Annotated in this window: 21 protein-coding genes; 10 read left to right on the forward strand and 11 right to left on the reverse strand. The window is 70.5% G+C overall.

The features are described from left to right. Positions 1-38 precede the first annotated feature (38 nt). Entirely contained in the window at positions 39-2,027 is a 1,989-nt protein-coding gene (locus PJ985_RS19190; protein ID WP_271685082.1) for a beta-galactosidase, read from the forward strand. A 54-nt stretch (positions 2,028-2,081) separates the two neighbouring features. Next, the gene (locus PJ985_RS19195; RefSeq protein ID WP_271685083.1) at positions 2,082-2,783 is read left to right on the forward strand and encodes a GH12 family glycosyl hydrolase domain-containing protein; all 702 of its coding nucleotides are present in this window, start codon (positions 2,082-2,084) and stop codon (positions 2,781-2,783) included. A gap of 55 nt (positions 2,784-2,838) precedes the next feature. On the opposite strand, the gene PJ985_RS19200 is transcribed toward PJ985_RS19195, so the two are convergent. After that, positions 2,839-3,897, reverse strand: coding sequence for a LacI family DNA-binding transcriptional regulator (locus PJ985_RS19200; protein ID WP_271685084.1), 1,059 nt, complete (start codon positions 3,895-3,897; stop codon positions 2,839-2,841). A 281-nt stretch (positions 3,898-4,178) separates the two neighbouring features. Between PJ985_RS19200 and PJ985_RS19205 the strand changes: the two genes are divergently transcribed. Both PJ985_RS19205 and PJ985_RS19210 read left to right on the forward strand, forming a co-directional pair. Beyond that, positions 4,179-6,113, forward strand: coding sequence for an acyl-CoA dehydrogenase family protein (locus tag PJ985_RS19205; RefSeq protein WP_271685085.1), 1,935 nt, complete (start codon positions 4,179-4,181; stop codon positions 6,111-6,113). 112 nt (positions 6,114-6,225) lie between these two features. Further along, complete coding sequence (locus tag PJ985_RS19210) at positions 6,226-6,936, forward strand: HAD family hydrolase (protein ID WP_271685086.1); 711 nt, start codon at positions 6,226-6,228, stop codon at positions 6,934-6,936. 83 nt (positions 6,937-7,019) lie between these two features. Here the strand turns inward: PJ985_RS19210 and PJ985_RS19215 are convergent, their stop codons facing one another. The 4 genes from PJ985_RS19215 to PJ985_RS19230 all read right to left on the reverse strand — a co-directional run bounded on the left by PJ985_RS19215 (position 7,020) and on the right by PJ985_RS19230 (position 10,025). Further along, complete coding sequence (locus PJ985_RS19215; RefSeq protein ID WP_333909876.1) at positions 7,020-7,874, reverse strand: YihY/virulence factor BrkB family protein; 855 nt, start codon at positions 7,872-7,874, stop codon at positions 7,020-7,022. Positions 7,875-8,372: 498 nt separating this feature from the next. Then, complete coding sequence (locus tag PJ985_RS19220) at positions 8,373-9,017, reverse strand: DUF3618 domain-containing protein (protein WP_271685087.1); 645 nt, start codon at positions 9,015-9,017, stop codon at positions 8,373-8,375. Next, the gene (locus tag PJ985_RS19225; protein ID WP_271685088.1) at positions 8,993-9,427 is read right to left on the reverse strand and encodes a phage holin family protein; all 435 of its coding nucleotides are present in this window, start codon (positions 9,425-9,427) and stop codon (positions 8,993-8,995) included. The genes PJ985_RS19220 and PJ985_RS19225 overlap by 25 nt, the downstream gene beginning before the upstream one ends. A 1-nt stretch (position 9,428) precedes the next feature. Continuing rightward, on the reverse strand, positions 9,429-10,025 hold the full coding sequence (locus tag PJ985_RS19230; protein WP_271685089.1) for a hypothetical protein: 597 nt from the start codon (positions 10,023-10,025) through the stop codon (positions 9,429-9,431). Positions 10,026-10,432: 407 nt separating this feature from the next. Here PJ985_RS19230 and dxr point away from each other — a divergent pair, with 407 nt between their 5' ends. The 5 genes from dxr (at position 10,433) to PJ985_RS19255 (ending at position 16,798) form a co-directional block, all read left to right on the forward strand. After that, on the forward strand, positions 10,433-11,686 hold the full coding sequence (dxr, locus tag PJ985_RS19235; RefSeq protein WP_271685090.1) for a 1-deoxy-D-xylulose-5-phosphate reductoisomerase: 1,254 nt from the start codon (positions 10,433-10,435) through the stop codon (positions 11,684-11,686). Then, positions 11,683-12,987 carry a M50 family metallopeptidase gene (locus PJ985_RS19240; RefSeq protein WP_271685091.1) on the forward strand — a complete coding sequence of 435 codons (1,305 nt, stop codon included), beginning with the start codon at positions 11,683-11,685 and terminating at the stop codon, positions 12,985-12,987. The genes dxr and PJ985_RS19240 overlap by 4 nt, the downstream gene beginning before the upstream one ends. Positions 12,988-13,153: 166 nt before the next feature. Next, complete coding sequence (ispG, locus tag PJ985_RS19245; protein ID WP_271685092.1) at positions 13,154-14,311, forward strand: flavodoxin-dependent (E)-4-hydroxy-3-methylbut-2-enyl-diphosphate synthase; 1,158 nt, start codon at positions 13,154-13,156, stop codon at positions 14,309-14,311. Between the two features lie 126 nt (positions 14,312-14,437). Then, positions 14,438-15,895: an acyltransferase family protein gene (locus tag PJ985_RS19250; RefSeq protein WP_271685093.1), complete on the forward strand. Its 1,458-nt coding sequence runs from the start codon at positions 14,438-14,440 to the stop codon at positions 15,893-15,895. A gap of 54 nt (positions 15,896-15,949) precedes the next feature. Beyond that, positions 15,950-16,798 carry a GNAT family N-acetyltransferase gene (locus tag PJ985_RS19255; RefSeq protein ID WP_271685094.1) on the forward strand — a complete coding sequence of 283 codons (849 nt, stop codon included), beginning with the start codon at positions 15,950-15,952 and terminating at the stop codon, positions 16,796-16,798. 60 nt (positions 16,799-16,858) lie between these two features. Here the strand turns inward: PJ985_RS19255 and PJ985_RS19260 are convergent, their stop codons facing one another. The 5 genes from PJ985_RS19260 to PJ985_RS19280 all read right to left on the reverse strand — a co-directional run bounded on the left by PJ985_RS19260 (position 16,859) and on the right by PJ985_RS19280 (position 22,660). Beyond that, entirely contained in the window at positions 16,859-17,935 is a 1,077-nt protein-coding gene (locus tag PJ985_RS19260) for an ABC transporter ATP-binding protein (RefSeq protein ID WP_443033530.1), read from the reverse strand. Continuing rightward, positions 17,932-18,981 (reverse strand): ABC transporter ATP-binding protein, encoded by a 1,050-nt coding sequence (locus PJ985_RS19265; protein ID WP_271685095.1) that lies wholly within the window; start codon positions 18,979-18,981, stop codon positions 17,932-17,934. The genes PJ985_RS19260 and PJ985_RS19265 overlap by 4 nt, the downstream gene beginning before the upstream one ends. Positions 18,982-18,989: 8 nt before the next feature. Beyond that, positions 18,990-19,934 (reverse strand): ABC transporter permease, encoded by a 945-nt coding sequence (locus PJ985_RS19270; protein WP_271685096.1) that lies wholly within the window; start codon positions 19,932-19,934, stop codon positions 18,990-18,992. Further along, the gene (locus PJ985_RS19275) at positions 19,927-20,928 is read right to left on the reverse strand and encodes an ABC transporter permease (RefSeq protein ID WP_271685097.1); all 1,002 of its coding nucleotides are present in this window, start codon (positions 20,926-20,928) and stop codon (positions 19,927-19,929) included. The genes PJ985_RS19270 and PJ985_RS19275 overlap by 8 nt, the downstream gene beginning before the upstream one ends. A gap of 94 nt (positions 20,929-21,022) precedes the next feature. Then, the gene (locus PJ985_RS19280) at positions 21,023-22,660 is read right to left on the reverse strand and encodes a peptide ABC transporter substrate-binding protein (RefSeq protein ID WP_271685098.1); all 1,638 of its coding nucleotides are present in this window, start codon (positions 22,658-22,660) and stop codon (positions 21,023-21,025) included. Between the two features lie 327 nt (positions 22,661-22,987). On the opposite strand from PJ985_RS19280, the gene PJ985_RS19285 reads away from it, so the two are divergent. Beyond that, a complete protein-coding gene (locus tag PJ985_RS19285) occupies positions 22,988-23,521 on the forward strand; it encodes a GNAT family N-acetyltransferase (RefSeq protein WP_271685099.1) in 534 nt (177 codons plus the stop codon). Between the two features lie 73 nt (positions 23,522-23,594). On the opposite strand, the gene PJ985_RS19290 is transcribed toward PJ985_RS19285, so the two are convergent. Then, the gene (locus PJ985_RS19290) at positions 23,595-24,506 is read right to left on the reverse strand and encodes an aminoglycoside phosphotransferase family protein (RefSeq protein ID WP_271685100.1); all 912 of its coding nucleotides are present in this window, start codon (positions 24,504-24,506) and stop codon (positions 23,595-23,597) included. Position 24,507 lies beyond the last annotated feature (1 nt).

Here is a 24,507-nt window from a genome sequence, read left to right on the forward strand (position 1 = left end):
GCGGACCCGGCCGCTCCGCCGGCCCGGGAAGGCTGCTGATGGCCGCGCTTCCCGACGCCACCCGCGGGCGTCTGCTGTACGGCGGGGACTACAACCCGGAACAGTGGCCGGAGTCGGTCTGGCCGGAGGACATCCGGCTGATGCGGGAGGCCGGCGTCAACCTGGCCACCGTGGGCGTCTTCTCCTGGGCACGCCTGGAACCCCGTCCCGGAGCACGGGAATTCGGCTGGCTGGACCGGGTTCTGGATCTGCTCCACGAAGGCGGCATCGACGTCTGCCTGGCCACTCCCACTGCCTCCCCGCCGCCCTGGATGGGCGCCCGGCACCCCGAGACCCTGCCGCGCGACGAGCACGGCCGGACAGTCTGGTACGGCTCCCGCAATCACTTCTGCGCCTCTTCACGGGTCTACCGCGACTACGCCCGGCGCATCACCGAGGACCTGGCCCGGCGCTACGGCAGCCACCCCGCCCTGCGGCTGTGGCACGTCAACAACGAGTACGGCACGCACTGCTGGTGCGACGGGAGCGCCGCCCACTTCAGGGAGTGGCTGCAGGAGCGTTACGACACCCTCGGTGCCCTCAACGAGGCGTGGGGCACCGCGTTCTGGAGCCAGCGCTACGACTCCTGGGAAGAGATCATCCCGCCCCGCCGGGCGCAGTACCTGAACAACCCCGCCCAGCAGCTGGACTTCCACCGCTTCACCAGTGATGCCCTGCTGGGATGCTTCACCGCCGAACGTGACGTGCTCGCCGCGCACAGCCCCGACATCCCGGTCACCACGAACTTCATGCCGCTGTTCAGCGGCCAGGACGGCTGGGCCTGGGCTTCGGAGGAGGACGTGGTCTCCGTCGACGTGTACCCGGACCCCCGGGCCGGCTGGGAGGACGCCGCCGGTGCCCCGCACGGTGCCCTGGTCCAGGACCTCACCCGCTCCCAGGCCCGCGGCCCGTGGCTGCTCATGGAGCAGGCCGCCGGGCCGGTCAACTGGCGCGGCGTCAACCATCCCAAGCCCGACGGGCTGATGCGGCTGTGGTCCTTGCAGGCCGTCGCCCGCGGGGCCGACGGCATCTGTTTCTTCCAGTGGCGCCAGTCCCGGCAGGGCAGTGAGAAGTTCCACTCCGCGATGCTGCCGCATGCCGGGGAGCACTCCCGGCTGTTCCGGCAGGTGCGGGCGCTCGGCTCCGAACTGACCCGGCTCACCGACGTGGTGGGCGACCAGGTGCCCGCCGGTATCGCCCTGCTGCACGACTGGGAGTCCTGGTGGGCGGACGGACAGGACGGCCGTCCCTCCGCCGGGCTCGACTACCCGGCCACCCTCACCGCCTGGTACCAGGCGCTCTGGGAGCAGAACCTCACCTGCGACTTCGCCCACCCGGAGGCCACCCTCGACGGCTACCGCCTCGTCGTCATCCCGCATCTCTACCTGCTCACCGATGCCGCCCTCGACAACCTCACCGCCTACGTCCGGGCCGGCGGCACCCTGATCTGCGGGTTCTTCACCGGCGTCGCCGACGCGGACGACCGGATCAGGGAGGGCGGGGTGGACAGCCGGCTGCGCCTGCTGCTCGGCCTCACCACCGTCCACGAGTGGTGGCCGCTGGACGAGGACGCCTCGGTACGGCTCGACAACGGCGCGCGCGGCACCGTGTGGAGCGAGGACCTGGAGACGGACACCGCGACCACGCTCGCCGTCTATGCGGAGGGCGAGCTGGCCGGCCGGCCGGCCCTCACCCGTCACACCTTCGGCACCGGCGTCGCCCTGTACGTCTCCACCCTGCTGGAGCGTCCCGCCCTGCGCACCCTGCTCGCCGACGCCGCCGCTGCGGCCGGTGTCCTGCCGGTACTGCCCGGCGCCCCCGCCGGCGTGGAGGCCGTCCGCCGCGGGCCCCTGCTCTTCCTTCTCAACCACAACCGGGAGCCGGTGACCGTCCCGCTGCCACAGCCGGGCACGGACGTCCTCACCGGCACCCGACACGAGGAGGAGGTCACCCTGGACCGCTACGGCGTGGCCGCACTGCGGTCCTGACCCCCACACCGTCCCGTCCCGGACGGGACTTTCGACCGAGCGAGCAGCCCCACCGTGAAACGCACCGCACGCACGCTCTTCCTGACACCGTTCCTCGCCCTGCTGCTGGCCGTGGGCCTCGCGGCTTCCCCCGCACACGCCGCCTCCTGGTCGACCGACGACCGCTGGGGGAACTGGGAGACCGGCGGCTACACCCTGTACAACAACATCTGGGGCTCCGGCTACGGATACCAGGCGATGTGGGCCAACGACCACAACAGCTGGGGTGTGTGGGCCGACCACCCCAACACCGGCGGCATCAAGTCCTACCCCAACGCCAAACGGGTGGTGAACCGGCCGCTGAACCGGATCAACTCGCTCTCCAGCAGTTACGACGTGACCGTCCCCGCGGCCGGTGCCTACAACACCGCCTACGACATCTGGGACGAGCACTACGACCACGAGATCATGCTCTGGATGAACTGGCACGGCCCCGTCGGCCCGCTCGGCTCCTTTCAGACCCGGATCAGCCTGGGCGGTCACACCTGGGACGTCCACCGTGGCAGCAACGGCCACAACCACGTGTACTCGTTCCTGCGCACCGGCCAGTCCACGGCGGGCAGCGTCAACCTGCTGCCCATCCTGCGCTGGATCGCCGATCAGGGCTGGATGAACCACACCGACGTCATCGGTGACGTGCAGTTCGGCTACGAGATCACCTCCTCGGCCGGCGGACTGGACTTCCGTACCAACCGCTTCAGCGTCAGTCACAGCTGACGCGCGGACGCAGAGATCCGGTCAGGAGCCCGGCAGGCAATGCGCCGTTCCGAGGTCAGAAGGCCCGGGCCGGTCCGGTGCTGGCCCGGACGGTCAGCTGCGGAGGCAGCAACTCCACCCGGTCCGCCCCCAGCCCGCCGGGCGCTCCGCCGTTGCCGGCGGTCCGCGAGGGCCGCGCCGCCCGCGCAGTCTTCTCCATCGCCAGCTCCACGGCCCGGCGCCCCATCTCCTGGGCCGGGATGGCCACCGAGGTCAGCGACACGGAGGTCTGCGTCGCCACCTGGTCGGGGCAGACGGCCACCACCGAGACGTCCTCGGGCACGGCTCGGCCCTGCTGGCGCAGCAGGCCGAGCATCGGCCCGATCGCCGCCTCGTTCTGCACGATGAACCCCGTGGTGCCGGGACGCTCGTCGAAGATCCGCGCCAGGGTCCCCGCCATCGATTCGTAGGAGCCGTCACAGGGCCGGTGCAGCAGGCTCAGGCCGAGGCCGGCCGCGCGCTCCCGGACGCCGGCGAGGGTGCGCTCCGCGAAGCCGGTGCGGCGCTCGTACACGGCGGCGGCCTCGCCGACCACGGCGAGCTCCCGGTGGCCGAGCCCGGCCAGGTGCTCCACACACAGCTGCCCGGTGGCGGTGAAGTCCAGATCCACGCAGGTCAGGCCGGTGGTGTCGGCCGGCAGGCCGATGAGCACGGCCGGCCGGGCCGCCTCGTGCAGCAGGGGGAGCCGGTCGTCGTCCAGTTCGACGTCCATGAGGATCATGGCGTCGGCCAGCCCGCTGCCGACCACCCGGCGCACCGCCTCGGGACCTTCCTGGCCGGTGAGCAGCAGGACGTCGTAGCCGTGCTCGCGGGCCGTGGTGGCCACTGCGATGGCGATCTCCATCATCACGGGCACGTACATGTCGGTGCGCAGGGGCATCATCAGCGCGATGATGTTGGACTTGCTGCTGGCAAGGGCCCGGGCTCCGGCGTTGGGGTGGTAGCCCAGCTGCTGGATGCTGTGCTCGACCCGCTCGCGGGTGGGAGCCGAGATGGTCCGCTTGCCACTGAGGACGTAGCTCACCGTGCTGGCGGAGACCCCCGCGTGCCGGGCTACCTCGGCAAGGGTGACCATGGTGCTCTCCAGATGAGTGCCGGGGGCAGAAGGTGAAGCGCTTCGATGCGAGGGTCTCGCGAGCCGGTCCCTACGCGTCTACGGGCTAGGCACAGACCCTAGACCGGACGGGCAGCCCTGTCCAGGGATGCGTCGAAGCGCTTCAACGCCGCCATCGCCCAGACGTCACGCCGTGGAGGAGTCCCCTGTCAGGACTGATACTCCCCGCCCGAATCGGGTACATACGCCCGAGTAGCACCAGCCAGTGGACGTGTCCGCATCTCGACGGCGAGGGAGCGAAGATGACCGCCGCACAAACGGCGTCCGTATCCGAGCAGGAGTCCAGGCAGGTCGCCGAAGCGGCCCGGGACCAGGAGTGGCGCAAGCCGAGCTTCGCCAAGGAGCTGTTCCTCGGCCGCTTCCGGCTCGACCTGCTCCATCCTCATCCGCTGCCCAACGAGGAAGCAGTCCGCACCGGGGAGGAATTCCTCGCCCGGCTGCGGGAGTTCTGCGAGACGAAGATCGACGGGGCGCTGATCGAGCGTGAGGCCCGCATCCCCGACGAGGTGATCCGCGGGCTGAAGGAGCTGGGCGCCCTCGGCATGAAGATCGACCCGGCCTACGGCGGTGTCGGACTCAGCCATCTGTACTACAACCGTGCCCTGGCCCTCGTCGGTTCCGTCAGCCCGGCGGTCGGCGCGCTGCTGTCGGCCCATCAGTCCATCGGCGTGCCGCAGCCGCTGAAGATCTTCGGAACCGAGGAACAGAAGCAGGCCTTCCTGCCGCGCTGCGCCCGCGACGCGATCTCCGCCTTCCTGCTGACCGAGCCGGACGTCGGCTCCGACCCGGCCCGCCTGGGAGCCACGGCCGTACCGGACGGTGACGACTACCTCCTGGACGGTGTGAAGCTGTGGACCACCAACGGGGTCATCGCCGACCTGCTGGTCGTCATGGCAGCTGTGCCCAGCAGCCCCGGCCACCCCGGCGGCATCAGCGCCTTCGTCGTCGAGGCGGACTCCCCTGGGATCACGGTGGAGAACCGCAACGCCTTCATGGGGCTGCGCGGCATCGAGAACGGGGTCACCCGCCTCCACCGCGTGCGGGTCCCCGCGGCCAACCGCATCGGCAAGGAGGGTGAGGGCCTCAAGATCGCTTTGACCACGCTGAACACCGGTCGGCTCTCGCTCCCCGCACTGTGCGTCGGCGCCGGGAAGTGGAGTCTGAAGATCGCCCGCGAGTGGACCGGGGTGCGTGTGCAGTGGGGAAAGCCGGTGGCCAGGCACGAGGCCGTCGGCAGCAAGATGTCCTTCATCGCGGCCACCACCTTCGCGCTGGAGGCACTCCTCGACCTCTCCTGCGAAATGGCCGACGAAGACCGTCGCGACATCCGCATCGAAGCGGCGCTCGCCAAGCTGTACGGCAGCGAGATGGCCTGCCTGATGGCGGATGAGCTGGTCCAGATCCGTGGCGGGCGCGGCTTCGAGACCGCCGAGTCCCTGGCGGCCCGCGGCGAACGCGGCGTCCCTGCCGAACAGGTGCTGCGCGACCTGCGGATCAACCGCATCTTCGAGGGCTCGACCGAGATCATGCACCTGCTCATTGCCCGGGAGGCGGTCGACACCCACCTGAAGGTCGCCGGCGACCTGATCGACCCGGAGAAAGGGCTGGGCGACAAGGGCAAAGCGCTGCTCGCGGCAGGCGGCTTCTACTCCCGCTGGCTGCCGAAGCTGGCCGCCGGCCGGGGCCAGGTCCCCCTGACCTACCGGGACTTCCGGCACTCCGGGCACCCCGACCTCTCACCCCACCTGCGCTACGCGGAGCGCGCCTCCCGGAAGCTCGCCCGCTCCACCTTTTACGCGATGTCCCGGTGGCAGGGGAAGATGGAATCCAAGCAGAGCTTCCTCGGCCGTGTCGTGGACATCGGTGCCGAGCTCTTCGCGATGAGCGCGGCCTGTGTGCGGGCGGAGAGCATGCGCGACCGCGGGGAGAACGGCCGCGAGGCATACCGGCTCGCCGACGCCTTCTGCCGGCAGTCCAGACTGCGGGTCGAGGACCTCTTCACCCGCCTCTGGCACAACACCGATGAGCTCGACCGGAAAGTCGTCCGCGGCATCCTCGACGGCCAGTACACCTGGCTCGAGTACGGCGTCATCGACCCCTCCACCCCCGGGCCCTGGATCGCACCGGCAACCCCCGGCCCCAGCCGGAGGGAGAACGTCCACCGCCGGATCAGCTGAGCGGGCCCCGCCGGGACGGCCCGGTGACCCTGCCCGGAGCCCGGCCGTGTCTGCTGCCCCGTCGGGCCGGGCGGGGTTGTCCGTCCCCTTGCGCGTGGGGGAGGATCGTCCGGTGGCGATCACCGGTGTGCTGTTTGATTTTTCCGGAACGCTCTTCCGCGTCGAGCCGGCCGAGTGCTGGTTGCGCGCGGTGCTGGCGGAAGCGGGCATCGCAGTCCCGGAAGGTGAGCTGCTCCACTGGGCGGACCGGCTGGAGAGGGCCGGCGCGCTTCCGGGCGGGGCAGAGCCGGCTGCCGTCCCGGACCGGCTGCGCCGCCTCTGGGAGCACCGCGACGAGAGCGCCGGGCTGCACCGCTCCGCCTACACCACGCTGTCCCGGGAGACCGGTCTGCCCTGGGACCTGCACGAGGCCCTCTACGCGCGCTCCTCGACGCCGGAAGCCTGGTCGCCGTATCCGGATGCCGCCGAGGTGCTGAGCCTGCTGAAGCAGCGGGGTCTGCGGGTCGGAGTCCTGTCCAACATCGGCTGGGACCTGCGGCCGCTCTTCCGCGCCCACGGCTTCGCCCCGTTCGTGGACAGCTATGTGCTGTCCTTCGAGCACGGCATCCAGAAGCCCGACCCCACGCTCTTCCGCATCGCCTGCGACAAGCTGAACACCGCCCCCGGCGACACCCTGATGGTCGGCGACAGCCGGCGCGCGGACGGTGGCGCTCAGGCGATCGGCTGCGCCTTCCTCCAGGTCCCGCACCTGCCCGTCACGGAACGCCCCGACGCCCTGCGCTCCGTGCTCGGGCTGCTCGACGGGGCGTCGCCGGAGCGGTGACACGGCTCTGAGCCGAGGCGGACAGCCGGGAGCCCGGCGTTGTACCCACCAAGGAGTGGACGCGACGCCGGGCTCCGACGCTCTCAGAGTTTCCGGGTGTCCCGGGGCTCGGCGTAGGGCTCCTCATCGGCGGGCAGGCCCGCCTCGATGGCCCGGCTGCGTTCCAGCTCGGAGTTGAACTCCAGACCGAGAAGGATGGCGATGTTCGAGATCCACAGCCAGACCAGGAAGATGATGATTCCGGCCAGGCTTCCGTAGGTCTCGTTGTAGTTGCCGAAGTTCGCCACGTACAGCGCGAACAGGGCCGAGGCGATGAGCCAGACGACGACGGCCAGCAGTCCGCCCGGGGTCAGCCAGGAGAACTTGCGCTTCACATTGGGCGCGGCCCAGAAGAGCACCGCGAAGATCAAGCTGACCAGCAGTACCATCACCGGCCACTTGGCGATGTCCCACACCATGAGGGCGGTGTCCCCCAGCCCGATGAGGTCTCCCGCACGCTGGGCCAGTCCACCGGTGAAGACCACTCCCACCGCGATGGCGGCCAGCAGGACGACGAGAAGAACGGTGATGCCGAAGCGGACCGGCAGGGTGATCCAGACCGGACGGCCCTCACCGATGTCGTACACGGCATTGGACGCCCGCATGAAGGCGCCGACGTACCTCGATGCCGACCACAGGGCGATCGCAAGACCGATGACCAGCGCGAATCCGGCCGTTGCCCCGGTCTCCTCCAGCTGCTCCAGCATGCTGGTCAGAATGTCCTGGACGGCCCCTGGCGCCAGATCGCCCACGTTGTCGAGAAGCGGGTCGATGACATCGGCGCCCAGCACGCCCAGCACGGACACCAGGGCCAGCAGAGCGGGGAAGATCGACAGCACCCCGTAGTAGGTCAACGCGGCGGCCCAGTCGTTGAGCCCGTCGGCCTTGAACTCCGTCATGGTCCGCTTCAGCGCCTGCCACCAGGACTGCTTGGGCAGATCCGTGGGTCCCTCGGCACGCGCCGGTGCCTCCTCCTCACGGGCCGCGGGTGCGGGCCCCCGGCCGCCTTCCGGCGGTACCGGTGCTGCGGCCGGGCCGGCGGCCCGCTCGGAACCCCGCTCCGGACCCGGCCGGGCGCCCTGCGCGGGCCTCGGCTGCGCCTCCTGACCGGCGGGCGGTGGCCCGGTCCTCCGCCGTGAGCGCTCCTCCGCCTCAGGGCCCGGCGCCGACTCCTGTCCGGGACGCCACCGTGATCCTCCGCCGCGCCGACCACCTCTGCCGCGCTCCGTCGCGTCGTCGCCGTCACCTGTGTGCCGTGCCATGCGATTCCACCACCTGTTCTCTCACCGGCTGTCCCCGGTCCCGGGACGCCTCCCGTACCCGCGTGCGGCCACCGGGTGCGTCCCGGGCCCGGCCCGGGCGCTGACTGCCGTCCGGGTTACCTGAGGGGCGGCTTCCTATTCGCGTGCCTGGTCGGCAACGTTCTTCCCGGCTTCGCGGGCCTCACCGCCGACCTGGCGGGACTGCTCCCGGGCCTCCTCCTTGGTGTGGCGGGCCGTCTGCGTGGCGGTGCCCTTCATGTCCTCCGCCGCCTGCTGCACGGATTCGGTGGCGTCCTCCTTCAGACGCTCGGCCGACTCGGTGGCCTGCGTCCGGAAGGGCGCGGCGAGCTCACCGGCGCTCTCGGAGTGGGCCACCCGCTCCTCGGTCCGGGTTTTCGGCAGGAGCGACGCCGCCAGAAGTCCGGTGCCGAAGGCGATCACACCGGCTGCCATCGGGTTGCCCTGCGTCTGCCGCATGGCCTGATCGGGGGTGTTCTTCACAGCATCACCTGCCTGACGTGCGGAATCCGTGACCTGCCCGGCGCCCTCCTGCAGGGAGTGGGCGGCCTGCCGGGTCCGGTCCTTGGCATGCCCGGTGCTCTCCGACGCCGTTCCCATGACGCGGTTCCGCATCCCGGACATCGCCCTGCCGACCCGGGCGCGGCGCCGGCGTGCCATCTGTTTCGGACTGGCCCGGTCGGCCAGCCGGTTGACATCGGTTGCCAGCTTCTCCCTGGTGGAATCGATATCGGCTCTTACCTGGTCGGGTGACGTGCCCATTCCGCATCCTCCTTCAGCGACTCCACGGTCTGCTCGGGCTTGGGTGAGACCGACTGCATGGTGGAACGGCCCAGCATGTAGAGAACCGCTCCGACAATCGCCCACACCGCGGTGACGATCAGGGCGGCCCAGCCCAGGTCCATCAGGTTGCCGAGGCCCCACATGGCCGCCAGCGACAGGAACAGGGCCACCATGTAGCCGGCGAATCCGGCTCCGCCGTACATACCGGCGGCCTTTCCCGCCTTGACCGCCTCCTCGCGTACTTCCGTCTTGGCAAGCTCCATTTCCTGCCGGAGCAGCTTCTGCACGTCCGAGGTCACCTCGGCCAGCAGCTCACCCACCGAGGCATCCTCCTCGGGGGTCTCCTCCTGACGGGGCCTGGACGACTGCCGCGAAGACATCAGTGCCATGTCACGCCTCCGGAAGGTAGGTCCGCTGTGCTTCGTCGTACGGCTGACTCTCCCGCTCGGCTGCCGGGAGCTGCCGCGGCTGCGCCTGCCCGTCCGGCCCGCCGGAGCCGCTTCCGCCGGCCTTGGCCATCCGGCCGACAGCGAATCCGACGAGCATCGCTCCGCCGAGGAAGGCACCGGGACGCCGGCGCGCGAAGCCCTGCACCTCGTGCAGAGCGCCACGCAGTCCCTGCCGTTCCAGGTAGTCCGCCGCCCGGTGACCGCCGTCGGCGGCCTGCGTGACCAGGTTGCGCGCGGGGGAGTCGCCGGGCGCCTTCTCGGCGAGTGCGGCGAAGTCGTCCGCCCACTGCCGCAGGTTGCCCGCGGTGCGCCGGGTCTGGGTCTGGGCCTCGTCCGTGACGCGCTCGCGCAGTTCCCGCACCACCGACAGGCCGCGCTCCTGTGCCTGTTCCGTCACCGCCTTGGCCTGCTCGGCTGCGGTGGCACCGACCTGGCCGGCCGCCTGCCCCGCCCGGCCGGCCGTGGCGGACGCTTCCTGCTGCGCCGCTTGTCCGGCTTGCTGGGCACGCTCGGCCTTCACGTTCGCTGAGTCACTCATGGGGCCACTCCTCACTCTTCCTTGCGGTCACCGCGGTGCCCCGCGGAGCCGGCGGTGTGCGCTACCGGGTCGGTTCCTCCCCGGCCGACCGGTGCATCGGGCTGGGTGCCTGCAAGCCCGGCGCGCAGTTGCGGTACCGTCCTGCGCTCGCGGGTAGCCAGTCCAAAGGGGTGAAAACCGGAAATGAGCCGCAACAGATCCGCAAATGGAAGAAATCGGGCGGGTGGCGTCTTTGTCCGCGTTGGCAACGGTCCTGCCCGGCCCGGTGCGGCGCACGACCGGGTGTCCGGCGGGCGGGCCGCTTCGCCCGGTCGCGTGGAGCCACGCCGCGGTGTCCAGCCCGGGAGCGGCCGGACTGCCGCGGGCGGCTGGACGGGGGCGCCCGGGGAGGCCCCAGAATAGGGGCCATGACGGAGAGCCCTGCCCCCCTTGCCGACCCGCACCTGCGCCACCCGGAGGCGCTGCCGCCCGACGGCCCGCGGGAGGTGGTGATCCTCGGCTCCACCGGCTCCATCGGTACCCAGGCCGTCGACGTGGTGCTGCGCAACCCGGGACGCTTCCGTGTGACGGGGCTGTCGGCGAACGGCGGGAACCTCCCTCTGCTGGCCGGACAGGCGTACCGGCTCCAGGTCCGGGCGGTGGCCGTCGCCCAGGAGGACAAGGTCACCGAACTACGGCAGGCGCTGCGGGCCCTCTACGGGGTCCGGGAGCCGCTGCCGGAGATCCTTGCCGGCCCGGACGCGCCCGCCCGGCTCGCCGCGAGCCAGTGCCACACGGTGCTGAACGGCATCACCGGGTCGGTCGGGCTGGCGGCCACCCTGGCCGCTCTGCGGGCCGGCCGGGTGCTGGCGCTGGCGAACAAGGAGTCCCTCATCGTCGGCGGTCCGCTGGTGAAGGCGGTCGCCCGGCCGGGCCAGATCGTCCCCGTCGACTCCGAGCACTCGGCGCTGTTCCAGGCGCTCCTCGGCGGAACCCGTCCCGAGGTGGCGAGGCTCGTCGTGACCGCGTCCGGCGGCCCGTTCCGCGGCCGGACGAAGGCCGAGCTCGCCGAGGTGACTCCCGCGGACGCCCTGGCGCACCCCACCTGGGCCATGGGCCCGATGGTCACCGTCAACTCCGCCACTCTGGTCAACAAGGGACTGGAGGTCATCGAGGCACATCTGCTCTTCGACATCCCCTTCGACCGCATCGAGGTCGTGGTCCACCCGCAGTCCTACGTTCACTCGATGGTGGAGTTCACCGACGGATCGACCCTCGCGCAGGCCGGCCCGCCCGACATGCGGGTACCGATCGCGCTGGGCCTGGGCTGGCCGGGACGGGTACCGGGCGCCGCACCGGGATGCGACTGGACGACCGCGCACACCTGGGAGTTCTTCCCGCTCGACTCCGCGGCCTTCCCGTCGGTCGCACTCGCCCGCCACGTCGGTACGCTCGGAGGTACCGTGCCCGCGGTGTTCAACGCGGCCAACGAGGAGTGTGTGGGTGCCTTCCTCGACGGCCGGCTCCCCTTCACCGGCATCGTGGACACCGTTGCCCGGGTCGTCGAGGAGCACGGCACATCCGGTTCCGGAACTTCCCTGACACTCCCGGACGTCCTTGATGCGGAGACCTGGGCGCGACGGCGTGCGCAGGAGCTGACGAAGGAAAACGGTGGAGCATGACCAGCGTGATGTTCTTGGTAGGCATCATCGTCTTCGTCGTCGGGCTGCTCTTCTCCATCGGCTGGCACGAGCTGGGGCACCTGAGCACCGCCAAGATGTTCGGCATCCGGGTCCCGCAGTACATGGTCGGCTTCGGCCCCACGCTGTGGTCGAAGCACAAGGGTGAGACCGAGTACGGCCTGAAGGCGATCCCGCTGGGCGGCTACATCCGCATGATCGGCATGTTCCCGCCCGGCGACGACGGCCGCGTCAGGAAGCGCTCCACCTCCCCGTTCCGCGGCATGATCGAGGATGCCCGCGCCGCTGCCTACGAGGAGCTGCGGCCGGGGGACGAGAACCGGCTCTTCTACACGCGCAAGCCCTGGAAGCGCGTCATCGTCATGTTCGCCGGGCCGGCGATGAACCTCATCCTGGCGGTGACGATCTTCCTGGGTGTGCTGATGGCCTTCGGAGTCAACACCCAGACCACCACCGTGGCGACCGTCTCCGAGTGCGTGGTCTCGCAGAGCGAGCAGCGCACCGAGTGCCGGGCCGGTGATCCGGAGTCGCCGGCCAACGCGGCCGGCCTGCAGCCGGGCGACACGATCGTGGCGTTCAACGGCGAGCCGGTCGAGGAGTGGGGAGCTCTCCAGCAGAGCATCCGGGAGACGACCGGCGAGGCCACCCTCACCGTGGAGCGCGAGGGCCGCACCGAAGTCCTCACCGCCGACCTCATCGAGAACCGGGTCGCCAAGCTCGACGGCAGCGGCGGACAGGTGGAGAACGAGTACGTCACCGCCGGCTTCCTCGGCTTCTCCCCGGCCACCGGCGTGGTCAAGCAGGACTTCCCGCAGGCTGTCGAGCGCAGCGGTGACATCATGGTCACCGGTTTCCAGGCCCTGCTCAACCTGCCGTCCAAGATCCCCGGCCTGTGGGACGCGGCCTGGGGCAACGGGGAGCGGGACCAGGATTCCCCGATGGGCGTCGTCGGCGCGGCCCGGGTCGGCGGCGAGATCTTCACCCTCGACATCCCCGCCAGCCAGCAGATCGCGACCGCGCTGTTCCTGGTCGCCGGCTTCAACCTGTCACTGTTCCTGTTCAACATGCTGCCGCTGCTGCCGCTGGACGGCGGCCACATCGCCGGCGCGATGTGGGAGTCGGTGCGGCGGTTCCTCGCCCGGCTCTTCAAGCGGCCCGACCCCGGCCCCTTCGACGTGGCCAAGCTGATGCCCGTCGCCTACGTGGTGGCCGGGGCGTTCATCTGTTTCACCCTGCTCGTCCTGGCCGCGGACATCGTGACCCCGGTTCGGCTGACGGGTTAGCGCGGAGCCGGCGGGACCGGAGAACATCCCCGGCAGCAGCGGTGGGTGGGGCGGGCTCCGGGTCGGCGGGTGGCGTGCATGCGGGCCACCCGCGGTGGCGTAGTCTCAGTATCCGGAGCCCGCCGAACCCGGGACCATGAGCCGCACCGTGGGGTTGCAAGAACCGATGACAGCCATCTCGCTGGGAATGCCGTCCGTACCGCTGAAGCTGGCAGACCGCAGAGTCAGCCGGAAACTGCAGGTCGGCTCGGTCGCCGTGGGCGGGGACGCCCCTGTCTCCGTGCAGTCGATGACCACCACCCGCACGTCCGACATCGGTGCCACGCTGCAGCAGATCGCCGAGCTGACCGCTTCCGGCTGCCAGATCGTCCGGGTGGCCTGTCCCACCCAGGACGACGCGGACGCCCTGCCGGTGATCGCCCGCAAGTCACAGATCCCCGTCATCGCCGACATTCACTTCCAGCCGAAGTACGTGTTCGCCGCGATCGACGCCGGATGCGCGGCGGTCCGCGTCAACCCGGGCAACATCAAGCAGTTCGACGACCGGGTCAAGGAGATCGCCGACGCCGCCTCCGCCGCGGGCACCCCGATCCGGATCGGGGTCAACGCCGGCTCGCTCGACAAGCGGCTGCTCGCCAAGTACGGCAAGGCCACCCCCGAGGCGCTGGTCGAGTCGGCGCTGTGGGAGTGTTCGCTGTTCGAGGAGCACGGCTTCCGCGACATCAAGATCTCCGTCAAGCACAACGACCCGGTGGTCATGGTCAACGCCTACCGGCAGCTGGCCGCCCGCTGCGACTACCCGCTGCATCTCGGGGTCACCGAGGCAGGTCCGGCCTTTCAGGGCACGATCAAGTCCGCCGTCGCCTTCGGCGCCCTGCTCAGCGAGGGCATCGGAGACACGATCCGGGTCTCGCTGTCCGCCCCGCCGGTCGAGGAGATCAAGGTCGGCAACCAGATCCTGGAATCCCTGGGCCTGCGGGAGCGCGGCCTGGAGATCGTCTCCTGCCCCTCCTGCGGCCGTGCCCAGGTGGACGTGTACAAGCTCGCCGAGGAGGTCACCGCCGGCCTCGAAGGCATGGAGGTGCCGCTGCGCGTCGCCGTCATGGGCTGCGTCGTCAACGGGCCCGGTGAGGCCCGTGAAGCCGACCTGGGTGTCGCCTCCGGCAATGGCAAGGGGCAGATTTTCGTCAAGGGCGAGGTCATCAAGACCGTGCCCGAGTCCAAGATCGTGGAGACCCTCATCGAAGAGGCGATGAAGATCGCTGAGCAGATGGAGCTGGACGGTGTGACCTCCGGTGAGCCCCGCATCTCGGTCGCCGGCTGACACCACCGCCTCGCTCCGCCGCCGGTGCACCGCGGGCAGCGCGGCCGGGGCGGGCGCCGACGCGTCGGAAACACCGGACCGGGCACTCGGCCGGAAACGTTCCCGACCGCCGAAGGTGTTGAGGAGATGTCCCGCCCGGGAAGCCTGACCGGCAAGCTGCGGCAGATGGCCGAGAACACGCCCGAAAGCCGTGACCGGCACATTGATCTGCTCCGCGCGCTCGCCCTGTGCGCGGTGGTCCTCGGGCACTGGACCGCCGCCGTGGTGGTCCACGACGACAGCGGTCTCGACGGATACAACCTGCTCGGAGTACTCGACTGGACTCATCCGTTCACCTGGCTCTTCCAGGTGATGCCGGTCTTCTTCATGGTCGGGGGATACGCCAACGCCGCGTCCCTCTCCTCGCACCGCAGGAAGGGCGGGGACGACACGAGCTGGCTCCTCTCCCGCACCGACCGGCTGCTGCGGCCCACCACCGCCCTGCTCCTGGTGCTGGCAGCGGGCTCGCTGACGGCGTTCCTGGCCGGCGTGGACGGTGACGTGATCGGCACGGTGTCCTGGCTGGCCTCCATTCCGCTGTGGTTCCTCGTCGCCTACCTGGCGATGGTCTTCATGACCCCTCCGGCCTTCGCCCTCCACCGGCGCTGGGGACTGGCCGTGCCGGCCGCCCTCGCCGCGCTGGTCCTGCTCCTGGACGCGGCCCGGATGGGCGGCGGCGTCCCCGTGGTCGGCCAGGCCAACTACCTGTTCACCTGGCTCGCCATCCACCAGATCGGCTTCTGCTGGTGGGACGGGCAGCTGACGCACCGGGCACGCACCTCGGCTCTCGTCGCCCTGACCGGCCTCGGGACCCTCATCCTGCTGACCTCGCTCCCGTTCAGCCCTTATCCGGTCAGCATGGTCGCGGTGCCCGGTGAGGAGCTCTCCAACACCGCGCCCCCGACCTTCGCGCTGTTCGCCCTCGCCGTCACCCAGCTCGGCATCGCCTTGCTGCTGTCCGGGCCCAGCAACCGCTTCCTCCGCCGTACCGGGCCGTGGACGGTGGTGGTGGGCGCCAATACCGTGGTGCTGACGATCTTCCTGTGGCACATGACCGCGGTGATCATCGCCGGTGCCGCCCTCTACTGGACCGGCGTCATGCCGCAGCCCGAGCCGGGCTCCGGCCAGTGGTTCCTGCTGCGGGTCCCCTGGCTGCTGTTCCTGGCCGCTGTCCTCGCCCTGCTGGTCATGCTGTTCAGCCCGATCGAGGGCCGCACCGCCGCGGCCGGCAGCGGACGCCGTGTCGGTGCCACCACCGTGCTGGGCGTCCCGGTGCCGCCGGTGCTGTGGCGGGGCCTCACCGTCATCGCCCTGGCAGCGGTCCTCGTCGGTCTGCTGAACGTCGCCCTCGCCGGGGACGACTACGACGGCCCGGCGGGGCTCCCGGGGTACGCCCTCCTGAGCTATTTCGCCGGCGCGGCTCTGCTGCGCCTGGCCCGCGTCAAAGTCCATGACCGCGCCCCCGGCAGCGGCAACGGGCGGCGCCCGCAGGGGAACGGCCGTTCCGGCACGGGCAGTCGGGGCCGCCCCCGGTCCGGGGAGTGAGGCGGTACAGTCGGGCATCTCCGGTCCTCCTCCTGACCAGCAAGGCCTCGACACGTGCTGACCACTTCCACGACCAGGGTCGTCGAGCCCGCCGAGCTCGGTGACGTCCTCGCCGTACTGAACCGGGACCCGGTGGGCAACGCCTTCGTGACTGCCCGGGTGCTCGAATCCGGCCTCGACACCGTCCGGATGGGCGGCGAGATGTGGGGCTGGTACCACCACGGCCGGCTCTCCGCGCTCTGCTATGCCGGAGCCAACCTCGTGCCCGCCGGCGCCGGCCGGTCCGCGGTCCGCGCGTTCGCCGGACGTGCCCTGCGGGACATCCGCCGCTGTTCGTCCATCGTGGGGCCGGCCGGGCCCACCTCGGCGCTGTGGTCCTGGCTGGAGCCGTACTGGGGCCCGCCCCGGGAGCTGCGGGTCCGGCAGCCGCTGATGACAGCCACCGCCATGCCGCCGGGGATCACTCCCGACCCGCTGGTGCGCCGGATGCGCAAGGACGAGATGGACCTGGTGATGCCCGCCTCGGTGGCGATGTTCACCGAGGAGGTCGGAATCTCGCCACTGTCCGCGGAGGACGGCGGGCTGACCTACCAGGCCAGGGTCGCGGAAACTCTCGGCTCCGGACGCTGCTTCGCCCGGGTCGAGGGCAGCCGGGTGGTTTTCAAGGCGGAGATCGGGGCGGTGACCCCGTACGCCTGCCAGCTCCAGGGGGTGTGGACGGCTCCGGACCGCCGCGGCCGGGGGCTGGCCACGGCCGGGCTGGCCACCGTGCTGCGGCACGCTCTCACCGAGGCAGCGCCGGTCGTCAGCCTGTACGTCAACGACTACAACACCCCGGCGCTGGCGACCTACCGCCGGCTGGGCTTCACCGAGACGGGCGCGCTCATGAGCGTGCTCTTCTGACGCTCCGGCCGTCGCCCGCCCCGGGGACCCGGCACCCTGCCGGGTCCCCGGGGGACCTGCTCAGGGCGTGCCGTGCACCACGTCCCGCTCCTCCGCGAAGTGACAGGCGCTGGCGTGCGGTGATCCCGGCCGGGTCTCCAACGGCGGCTGCACCTCGGCGCAGAGGTCCTGTGCCTTCCAGCACCGGGTCCGGAACCGGCACCCCGAGGGCGGGTTGGCGGGCGAGGGGACGTCGCCCTCCAGCACGATCTCGTCCCGCAGGCCGCGCAGCCTCGGATCCGGTACCGGCACGGCCGACAGCAGGGCCTGGGTGTACGGGTGGGTCGGTGCGTCGTAGATCTCGGCCGCCTCGCCGTACTCGACGATCTTCCCCAGATACATCACCCCGAGCTGGTCGGCGATGTGGTGCACCACCGACAGGTCGTGCGCGATGAACAGATAGGTGAGCCCCATCTCGTCCTGCAACTGCTCCAGCAGATTGATCACCTGCGCCTGGATCGAGACGTCCAGCGCAGAGACCGGCTCGTCGCACAGCAGTACCTCCGGCTCCAGGGCCAGCGCCCGGGCGATGCCGATGCGCTGGCGCTGCCCGCCGGAGAACTGGTGCGGGTAACGGTTGATGTGGTCGGGGTTGAGCCCGACCAGCTCCAGCAGCTCCTGCACCCGCGCCCGGCGCCGGTTCCGCGGCAGCACCCCGGTATGGATCTGGAACGGTTCGCCCACCAGGTCGCCGACGGTCATCCGCGGGTTCAGCGAGGTGTAGGGGTCCTGGAACACCATCTGGATGTTCCGGCGGGCCTCCAGCAGCTCCTTGCCCCGCAGCGCGGTGATGTCCTGGCCGCGGACCCGTATGGTGCCCTCGGTCGGCTTCTCCAGTCCGAGCAGCAGCTTGGCCAGCGTCGACTTCCCGCACCCCGACTCGCCGACGATGCCCAGCGTGCGGCCGCGCCGGAGGTCCAGGCTGAGCCCGTCCACCGCCCGCACCTCACCGACCCGGCGACGCAGCACGATGCCCTGGGTGATGGGGAAGTGTTTGACGAGATCGCGGACCTCCAGCACGGAGTCCCCGGCCGGCGGTTCCCGCCGAGGGCCGGCCGTCCCGGGCCCGCCGTCCGCGTCCGGTGGAACGGTGTTCACGAGTTCTGCACCTCTTCCCAGTAGTGGCACCTGCTCCGGCGGGCCGGGCCGACCCCGTACGCCGGAGGATCCTCGACGGCACAGCGGTCCCGGGAGAACCGGCAGCGCGGCGCGAACGAGCAGCCCGGCGGGACCGCGGTCAGGGTCGGCGGAAGCCCTTCGATGACGCTCAGCTTCCGGCCCCGCCGGTCGACCCGGGGAATCGATTCCAGCAGCGCCTTGGTGTACGGGTGGGCGGGGGAGGCGTAGATGTCGTGCACCGGGGCCTCCTCCACCACCTTCCCCGCGTACATCACCGAGATCTCGTCCGCCACGTCGGCGACCACCCCCATGTCATGGGTGATGAGGATCAGGCCCATGTTCCGTTCGGTCTGCAGCTCGGCGAGGAGCTTCATGATCTGGGCCTGCACGGTGACGTCGAGCGCGGTCGTGGGTTCGTCGGCGATGACGACCTCGGGGTCGAGCGCGAGCGCCATCGCGATCATGACGCGCTGCCGCATGCCGCCGGAGAACTGGTGCGGGTAGTCGTTGACGCGGTCCCGCGCCGCCGGGATCCGGACCATGTCCAGCAGCTCGACGGCCTTGGCCTTCGCGTCCTTCCGGGACATGCCGCGGTGGATGCGGAACATCTCACCGAGCTGGAATCCGACGCTGAACACCGGGTTCAGAGCGGACAGCGCGTCCTGGAAGATCATGGCCAGCGCGGTGCCGCGCAGTTGCCGCCGCTGCTCACGGGGCAGCGTCAGCAGGTCGATGCCGCGGTACATGATCGAGCCGCCCGTGATACGGCCCGGTGGGCTGTCGACGATGCCCATGATCGCCTGAGCGGTGACGCTCTTGCCGGATCCGGACTCACCGAGGATGGCCCGGGTCTGTCCGGGCTCCACGGTGAAACTCACCCCGTTGACCGCCTGGGCGGTCCCGTCCCGGGTGTGGAACTCCACCCGCAGGTCATCGACGGCCAGCAGCGGTTCCCGCGGATCGGCCTTCGGAAGATCTCCCTCCGCTCGGGGGGCCTTGTCGGTCACGCTCTTGTCGGTCGGCATGGCTCACCTCAGCGCAGCTTGGGGTCGAGGGCGTCGCGCAGCGCATCGCCCAGCATGATGAATCCGAGGACGGTGAGGACGAGGAACGAGACGGGCACCAGCAGCAGGTGCGGATAGCCGCTCAGCACATGTGACTGCCCCTGCACGATCATCACGCCCCAGGACACCGTCGGTGCCCGCAGGCCGACCCCCAGGAAGGTCAGGGTGGCCTCCGCCGCGACGTACAGGCCCAGCGCGATGGTGAGGATCACCAGGCCGGGTGCGAGCGCGTTGGGCAGGATGTGCCGGAAGATGATCCGCCGGTCGGAGGCGCCCAGGGACCGGGCGGCGGCGACGTAGTCCAGGTTCTTCGTGGTCAGCACGCTGGACCGGATCACCCGGGCCAGCGTGATCCAGGACAGTGCGACGATGACGAGGACCACCGCCCAGATGGAACGGGACCGCAGCAGGGCCAGGATGACCACGGCGCCCAGCAGGAACGGCAGCCCCGCCACCACGTCGATGAAGCGGGACACCAGGGCGTCGGTCCAGCCGCCGTAGTACCCGGAGAGGATGCCGAAGAGGGTCCCCAGGACCGCTACGCCGATGGTGGCGAAGACCGCGATCTGGATGGACGGCCCGGCTCCGTGCACGACTTGGGCGTAGTAGTCGCACCCGAGATTGCTGAAGCCGAAAGGATGCTCGGCGCTGGGCTTCTCGCGGGCCCGGGAGAGGTCGCAGGCCCGGGGGTCCGCGCTGGTCCACAGCGTGGGGAACAGCACCATCGAGATCATCGTGAGCACGATGGCGGACGCGAGGAGGAACACCGGGTTGCGGCGGAGGTCGTGCCAGGCGTCCGACCACAGGCTCCGGGACGGGCCGCTCCCGCCGCCCGTCAGGGCCGCGGCGCCGGGCTCGTCGGCCTTCTGCACAGGACCGCCCGCGGGGCGGCTTTCGGGGTGGTTGTCAGTCATAGCGGATCCTCGGGTCAAGGACGGCGTAGAGCAGATCCACGAGCAGGTTCACGACCAGGTAGACGATCACGAAGAACGTCACCAGCGAGATGAGGACCGGGCCCTCGTTCTGCCGGATGGCCTGGATCAGCTGGAACCCGACGCCCGGCACGTTGAAGATCGTCTCTGTGACCACCGCTCCACTGATGAGGACACCGATCGACATGCCGAGGTCGGTGATGACCGGGATCAGGGAGTTGCGCAGGACGTGCACCCCGATGACCCGCCGGTGCGGCATGCCCTTGGCGACAGCGGTACGGACATAGTCGGAGCGGAGGTTCTCGATCACGCTGGTACGGGTCAGCCGGGCCGTGGTGGCCAGCCCCAGCGCGCCGAGCACCAGCCCGGGGACGAGGAGACTGAGCCAGGGATAGTCACCGCTGTAGCTGACCCGCACGACGGCCAGCATCCAGTCGGGGGCGTCCCGCGCCTGGAGGAAGTTGCTGGCGGGCACGTTCACGGTGGTCTGCACGACCTTGCCCAGGACGAAGACCGGGAAGGCGATGAGCAGCACGGTGGAGATCTTCACCGCATAGTCGAGGACGCCCTTGTTGCGCAGGCCGGCGAGGATGCCGGCGGACAGCCCGATGATGATCTGGAAGGCCAGGGCGATCAGGGCCAGCCGGAGGGTGACGGGCAGGGACGCGGCGATGATGTCCGTGACCTCCCGGCCCCGGAAGTTGATCCCGAGATCGCCCTGGGCGATGTCGGTGACCCGCCCGACGAAGAGACTCAGGCAGGGGTTGCCCACCTGTTCCAGACAGGGGTCGTCGAGGTTGAACTGGCGCTGGACGGCCTCCAGCAGTTGCGGTGTCGGGCGGCGGTCACCGAACAGGGCACGGCCCGGGTTGCCGGTCAGCTGGATCGCCAGCGAGACCATGTAGTGCAGCAGGAAGAGCGCACCGATGATCGTGGGGACGAACTGCAGCAGCCGCCTGATGATGTAACGGCTCAACGGGGGACTCCATTCGAGCACGGCTCACAGCGGAAAGCCGGCGCGGGCGCACGGGTGTTGCCCGGCGCCCACGCCGGCTGCCGCAGAAGAAGTGTCAGCTGACCTTGAGGTCCACCCACGAGGGGTTGGTCTCGTAGACGTTGTAGATGACGTTCTCGATGGTGTCCTGGTAGATCACCGAGGTACGGCCGAAGAACAGCGGGATGACCGGAACTTCGTTCATCAGGACCTGCTCCGCCTCGAGGTAGCGCTCCTGGGCCTCCTCCAGGGTCGGTGCCTCGTCACCCTCCTGCACCAGGCGGTCGAAGTCCGCGTTGGACCAGCCGGTGTCCGCCGAGCTGCCGTTGGTGTGGTAAAGCGGCCGCAGGTAGTACTCCTGCGAGGGGTAGCTCATGATCCAGGCCGAGCGGTACGGGCCCTCGAGTTCCTCGTCGTCGCGCGCGTTGAGGTGGTCGGCCCACTCCAGTTCGTTGCGGATGTCGAACTCGATGCCCAGGGTGTTCTGGATCTGGATGCCGACGGCCTCCATCCACTCCTCGTGTCCGGCACCCGGGTGGAAGTGCAGCTGCAGCCGCTCGCCCTCGGGCCAGCCACCGGCCTCCTCCAGCAGTTCCTGGGCGCGGTCCGGGTCGAACTCGCAGTGGGTGCAGACACCCTCGGTGTAGCCGGGGATCACCGGTGAGATGACGCTGTCCGCGGGCAGCATGTTGCCGTGCAGCACGGATTCGATGATTTCCTGGCGGTTGATGGCCAGCGAGAGCGCCTGCCGGAGCCGCACGTCCTGGAACTTGTCGTTGTACAGCGGGAGGGCGATGCCGGTGTAGTCCGAGCGGGGCTCAGCGATGAACCGGTCACCGAACTGCTCGCGGGCCTCCGGGAGAAGCTCCGGCGGCGTGACGCGCAGCAGGTCCAGCGTCCCGGCCTGCAGGTCGTTGTACGCGGTGACGTTGTCCGCGTAGATGTGGAAGTTCAGCCGGTCGATGTTGGCGGGGTTGCTCCCCGGGTAGTCCTCCCACCGCTCCAGCGGGATGAGGACGTCGTGCTCCCAGGGGCCGGCCATCCGGAACGGGCCGTTGCCGATCGGCTCGTCGTTGCACGCGTCGACGTCGTCCAGGCAGGCTTGCGCCATCGGCAGGAAGGTGTTGTGGCCGAGTGCCACCTCGAAGGTGGTGAAGGGCGCGGAAAGCGTGACGGTGAAGGTCAGGTCCCCGGTCTTCTCCAGCCCGGAGAGCTCCGTGGCGCCGCCCTCCTCCTGCATCTGGTCGTAGCCCGCGATGCGCTCGAAGAAGAAGTTGGCACGCTGGGCGTTCGGGCCGTGCGCCCCGTAGTTCCAGGCCCGGATGAACGCGTCGGCGTCCACCGGCTCCCCGTTGTGGAACTCCCACCCGTCCTTCAGTGTGATGTCCCAGACCACGCTGTCCTCGGTCTCGATGGACTCCGCGACCTCGTGCACGATGTCACCGCTGTCGAGGTCGAAACTCACCAGCCCGGTGAAGACGTTCTCCAGAACGGAAGCGCCCTCGGACTCGGCGGTGTTGGTGGTGAGCAGCGCCTGCGGGTTGCGCAGATCGGTGTTGATCTCACCCCCGGTGTAGTCCCCGTTCCCGTTGCCGTTCCCTGTTCCGCTCCCGCCTCCTCCCCCGTCGTCGCCATTCGTGCTGCATGCCGAGGCGGCGAGGACCACCGCCCCGGCCAGGGCGGCTATTCGGGTCAGTCTGCGTCGTGTTGCCAAGACAGCTCCTCGGTTGGGCACAGCATTTCGCGCACCAACTCTGCTGCCTACCAGTGGTGTTGTAGATGACCACGAGACGGGAGTTATCGCTTCGAGATCCATCCGAAGCCGAACAATGACCTTCCGGTGACCGGTCCCGCCACTCCGGGCATCCTGCGCCGGAGCGCCGGGCGGAGCGGTCCGCGTCCGGTACCGCGTCACTCGGCCGCCCGGGCAGTCGCACCGCAGGACCTGCCCGGCTTCGGCCCGGGACGGCCCGCGGCCTCCGGTCCAACCCGCGGTGCCGGGAACGGGACTTCTCCGGAGCCCGGGAGATAGCCTCCCGGCATGGAAGATCCCGTCATCGGCCCGCTCGACCTCGCCACCCGGGTGGACGAAGCACTCGCCGTGCAGGCCCTTGCCTTCGGGCTCACCGGGGACGAGATCGCTGTCCGCCGGCAGATCGTGCTGCGCCACCTGACGACTCCGGGAGCCCGGGCGCTCGGCGCCACCACCGCCGCCGGGGGGCTGGTCGGCTTCGTCTACGGGATGCCCTGCGACCGCGGCCAGTGGTGGTCCACCGTGGTCGAGCCGTATCTCCAGCAGGCCGGGGAGGACTCCTGGCTGGACGACTCGTACACCATCACCGAGCTGCACGTGCTCCCCGCTCATCAGGGGCGGGGGATCGGCCGGCGCCTCATCACCACTCTGACCGACGGCGTCCCCCAGCCCCGGTCCCTGCTGTCCGCCATCGACACCGACAGCCCGGCCCGCGGACTGTACCGCCGGCTCGGTTACCGGGATCTGGCCCGGCGGGTGCGCTTTCCGTCCGCCCCCAGGCCGTACGCGGTGATGGGCGCGCCCCTGCCCCTGCGGAGGTGAGGCCCGCGGCGGCACGGCGGCATCCCATCCGGCCGGTGTGTGCCCGCCGGCCCCGCGCGGGCGTACCTGCGGGTCACAACCAGGTGGCGAACTCCAGCAGCGCTTCGCCGTCCTCCCGGTCGCCGGCCGCCAGATGGCGGACTCCCGATTCCACCGCACGGAAGAGGGCCCAGTCGCGCACCCGGTCGCTGTCCAGCTCCACCGCTCCGGCGAGCTTGGTCACCCGACGGCGGGTCTGGGCCGCGGCCCCTGCAGAAGCGACCAGATCGTGCAGGCGGTCCCGGACCAGCCGGGAGAGATCGTAGGCGCGCTCGCCCACCAGCGGCTCCGGGCCGACCGCCAGCCAGCGTGCCCGGTCGGTGTCGGCGGCCAGGACGGCACCCTGACGGAAGTCGCCGTGCAACAGGAAACGCTCCGCCGGGGCGGCCGACCCGCACAGCGCGGCCCGTAGCCGCAGCGCCTCGTCCACCAGTTGCCGCACCGCCGGCGGCGCGGCGGCCCGCATGGACTCCGCCTGGGCGCCCGTACGTTCCGCGACAGTGGGGAACGGATGATCCGTACCGGGTTCGACCCACAGGCGGCGGATCACGGACAGCGCCTCCAGCGTGGCCTTCGCCTCCGGCAGGGACCGCAGCGCCACCTCGCCGTGCAGCCGCTCCAGCAGCAGGGCCCCGGCCTGCGGGTCGCAGCGCAGCGACCGCACGGCCCCAAGACCGCCCCAGCGCTCGAGCGCCGCGTGCTCACTCGCCGCGGAGCTGCCGGGCGCACACAGCTTCAGGGCGGCCGGGGCGCCCTCGGTGGTGCGCACCAGAACGATCATGCTGGTGCGACCGCCCGGAGCCACCACCCGCTCGGCGGTGAGCCGCCACCGGAGCAGCAGGTCGGTCACGAGTTCCGGCAGCCCGTCCAGCCAGTCGCCCGCCGCCCCGCGCTGGGCGCGGAGCAGGCGCGGCGGAGGGGCGAAACGCGGAGCGGACGGCGTCACG

The sequence above is a fragment of the Streptomyces sp. ACA25 genome (genome assembly GCF_028200735.1).
Classification (GTDB): domain Bacteria; phylum Actinomycetota; class Actinomycetes; order Streptomycetales; family Streptomycetaceae; genus Streptomyces.

Excerpts from the sequence above, each read along its gene's own strand:
- PJ985_RS19250 (WP_271685093.1), top strand. The coding sequence starts at position 14,438 with ATGTCCCGCCCGGGAAGCCTGACCGGCAAGCTGCGGCAGATGGCCGAG.
- PJ985_RS19265 (WP_271685095.1), bottom strand. The coding sequence starts at position 18,981 with ATGCCGACCGACAAGAGCGTGACCGACAAGGCCCCCCGAGCGGAGGGA.
- PJ985_RS19230 (WP_271685089.1), bottom strand. The coding sequence starts at position 10,025 with ATGAGTGACTCAGCGAACGTGAAGGCCGAGCGTGCCCAGCAAGCCGGA.
- PJ985_RS19190 (WP_271685082.1), top strand. The coding sequence starts at position 39 with ATGGCCGCGCTTCCCGACGCCACCCGCGGGCGTCTGCTGTACGGCGGG.
- PJ985_RS19205 (WP_271685085.1), top strand. The coding sequence starts at position 4,179 with ATGACCGCCGCACAAACGGCGTCCGTATCCGAGCAGGAGTCCAGGCAG.
- PJ985_RS19240 (WP_271685091.1), top strand. The coding sequence starts at position 11,683 with ATGACCAGCGTGATGTTCTTGGTAGGCATCATCGTCTTCGTCGTCGGG.
- PJ985_RS19270 (WP_271685096.1), bottom strand. The coding sequence starts at position 19,934 with ATGACTGACAACCACCCCGAAAGCCGCCCCGCGGGCGGTCCTGTGCAG.
- PJ985_RS19285 (WP_271685099.1), top strand. The coding sequence starts at position 22,988 with ATGGAAGATCCCGTCATCGGCCCGCTCGACCTCGCCACCCGGGTGGAC.
- PJ985_RS19200 (WP_271685084.1), bottom strand. The coding sequence starts at position 3,897 with ATGGTCACCCTTGCCGAGGTAGCCCGGCACGCGGGGGTCTCCGCCAGC.
- ispG (WP_271685092.1), top strand. The coding sequence starts at position 13,154 with ATGACAGCCATCTCGCTGGGAATGCCGTCCGTACCGCTGAAGCTGGCA.
- PJ985_RS19225 (WP_271685088.1), bottom strand. The coding sequence starts at position 9,427 with ATGGCACTGATGTCTTCGCGGCAGTCGTCCAGGCCCCGTCAGGAGGAG.
- dxr (WP_271685090.1), top strand. The coding sequence starts at position 10,433 with ATGACGGAGAGCCCTGCCCCCCTTGCCGACCCGCACCTGCGCCACCCG.
- PJ985_RS19220 (WP_271685087.1), bottom strand. The coding sequence starts at position 9,017 with ATGGGCACGTCACCCGACCAGGTAAGAGCCGATATCGATTCCACCAGG.
- PJ985_RS19215 (WP_333909876.1), bottom strand. The coding sequence starts at position 7,874 with ATGACGGAGTTCAAGGCCGACGGGCTCAACGACTGGGCCGCCGCGTTG.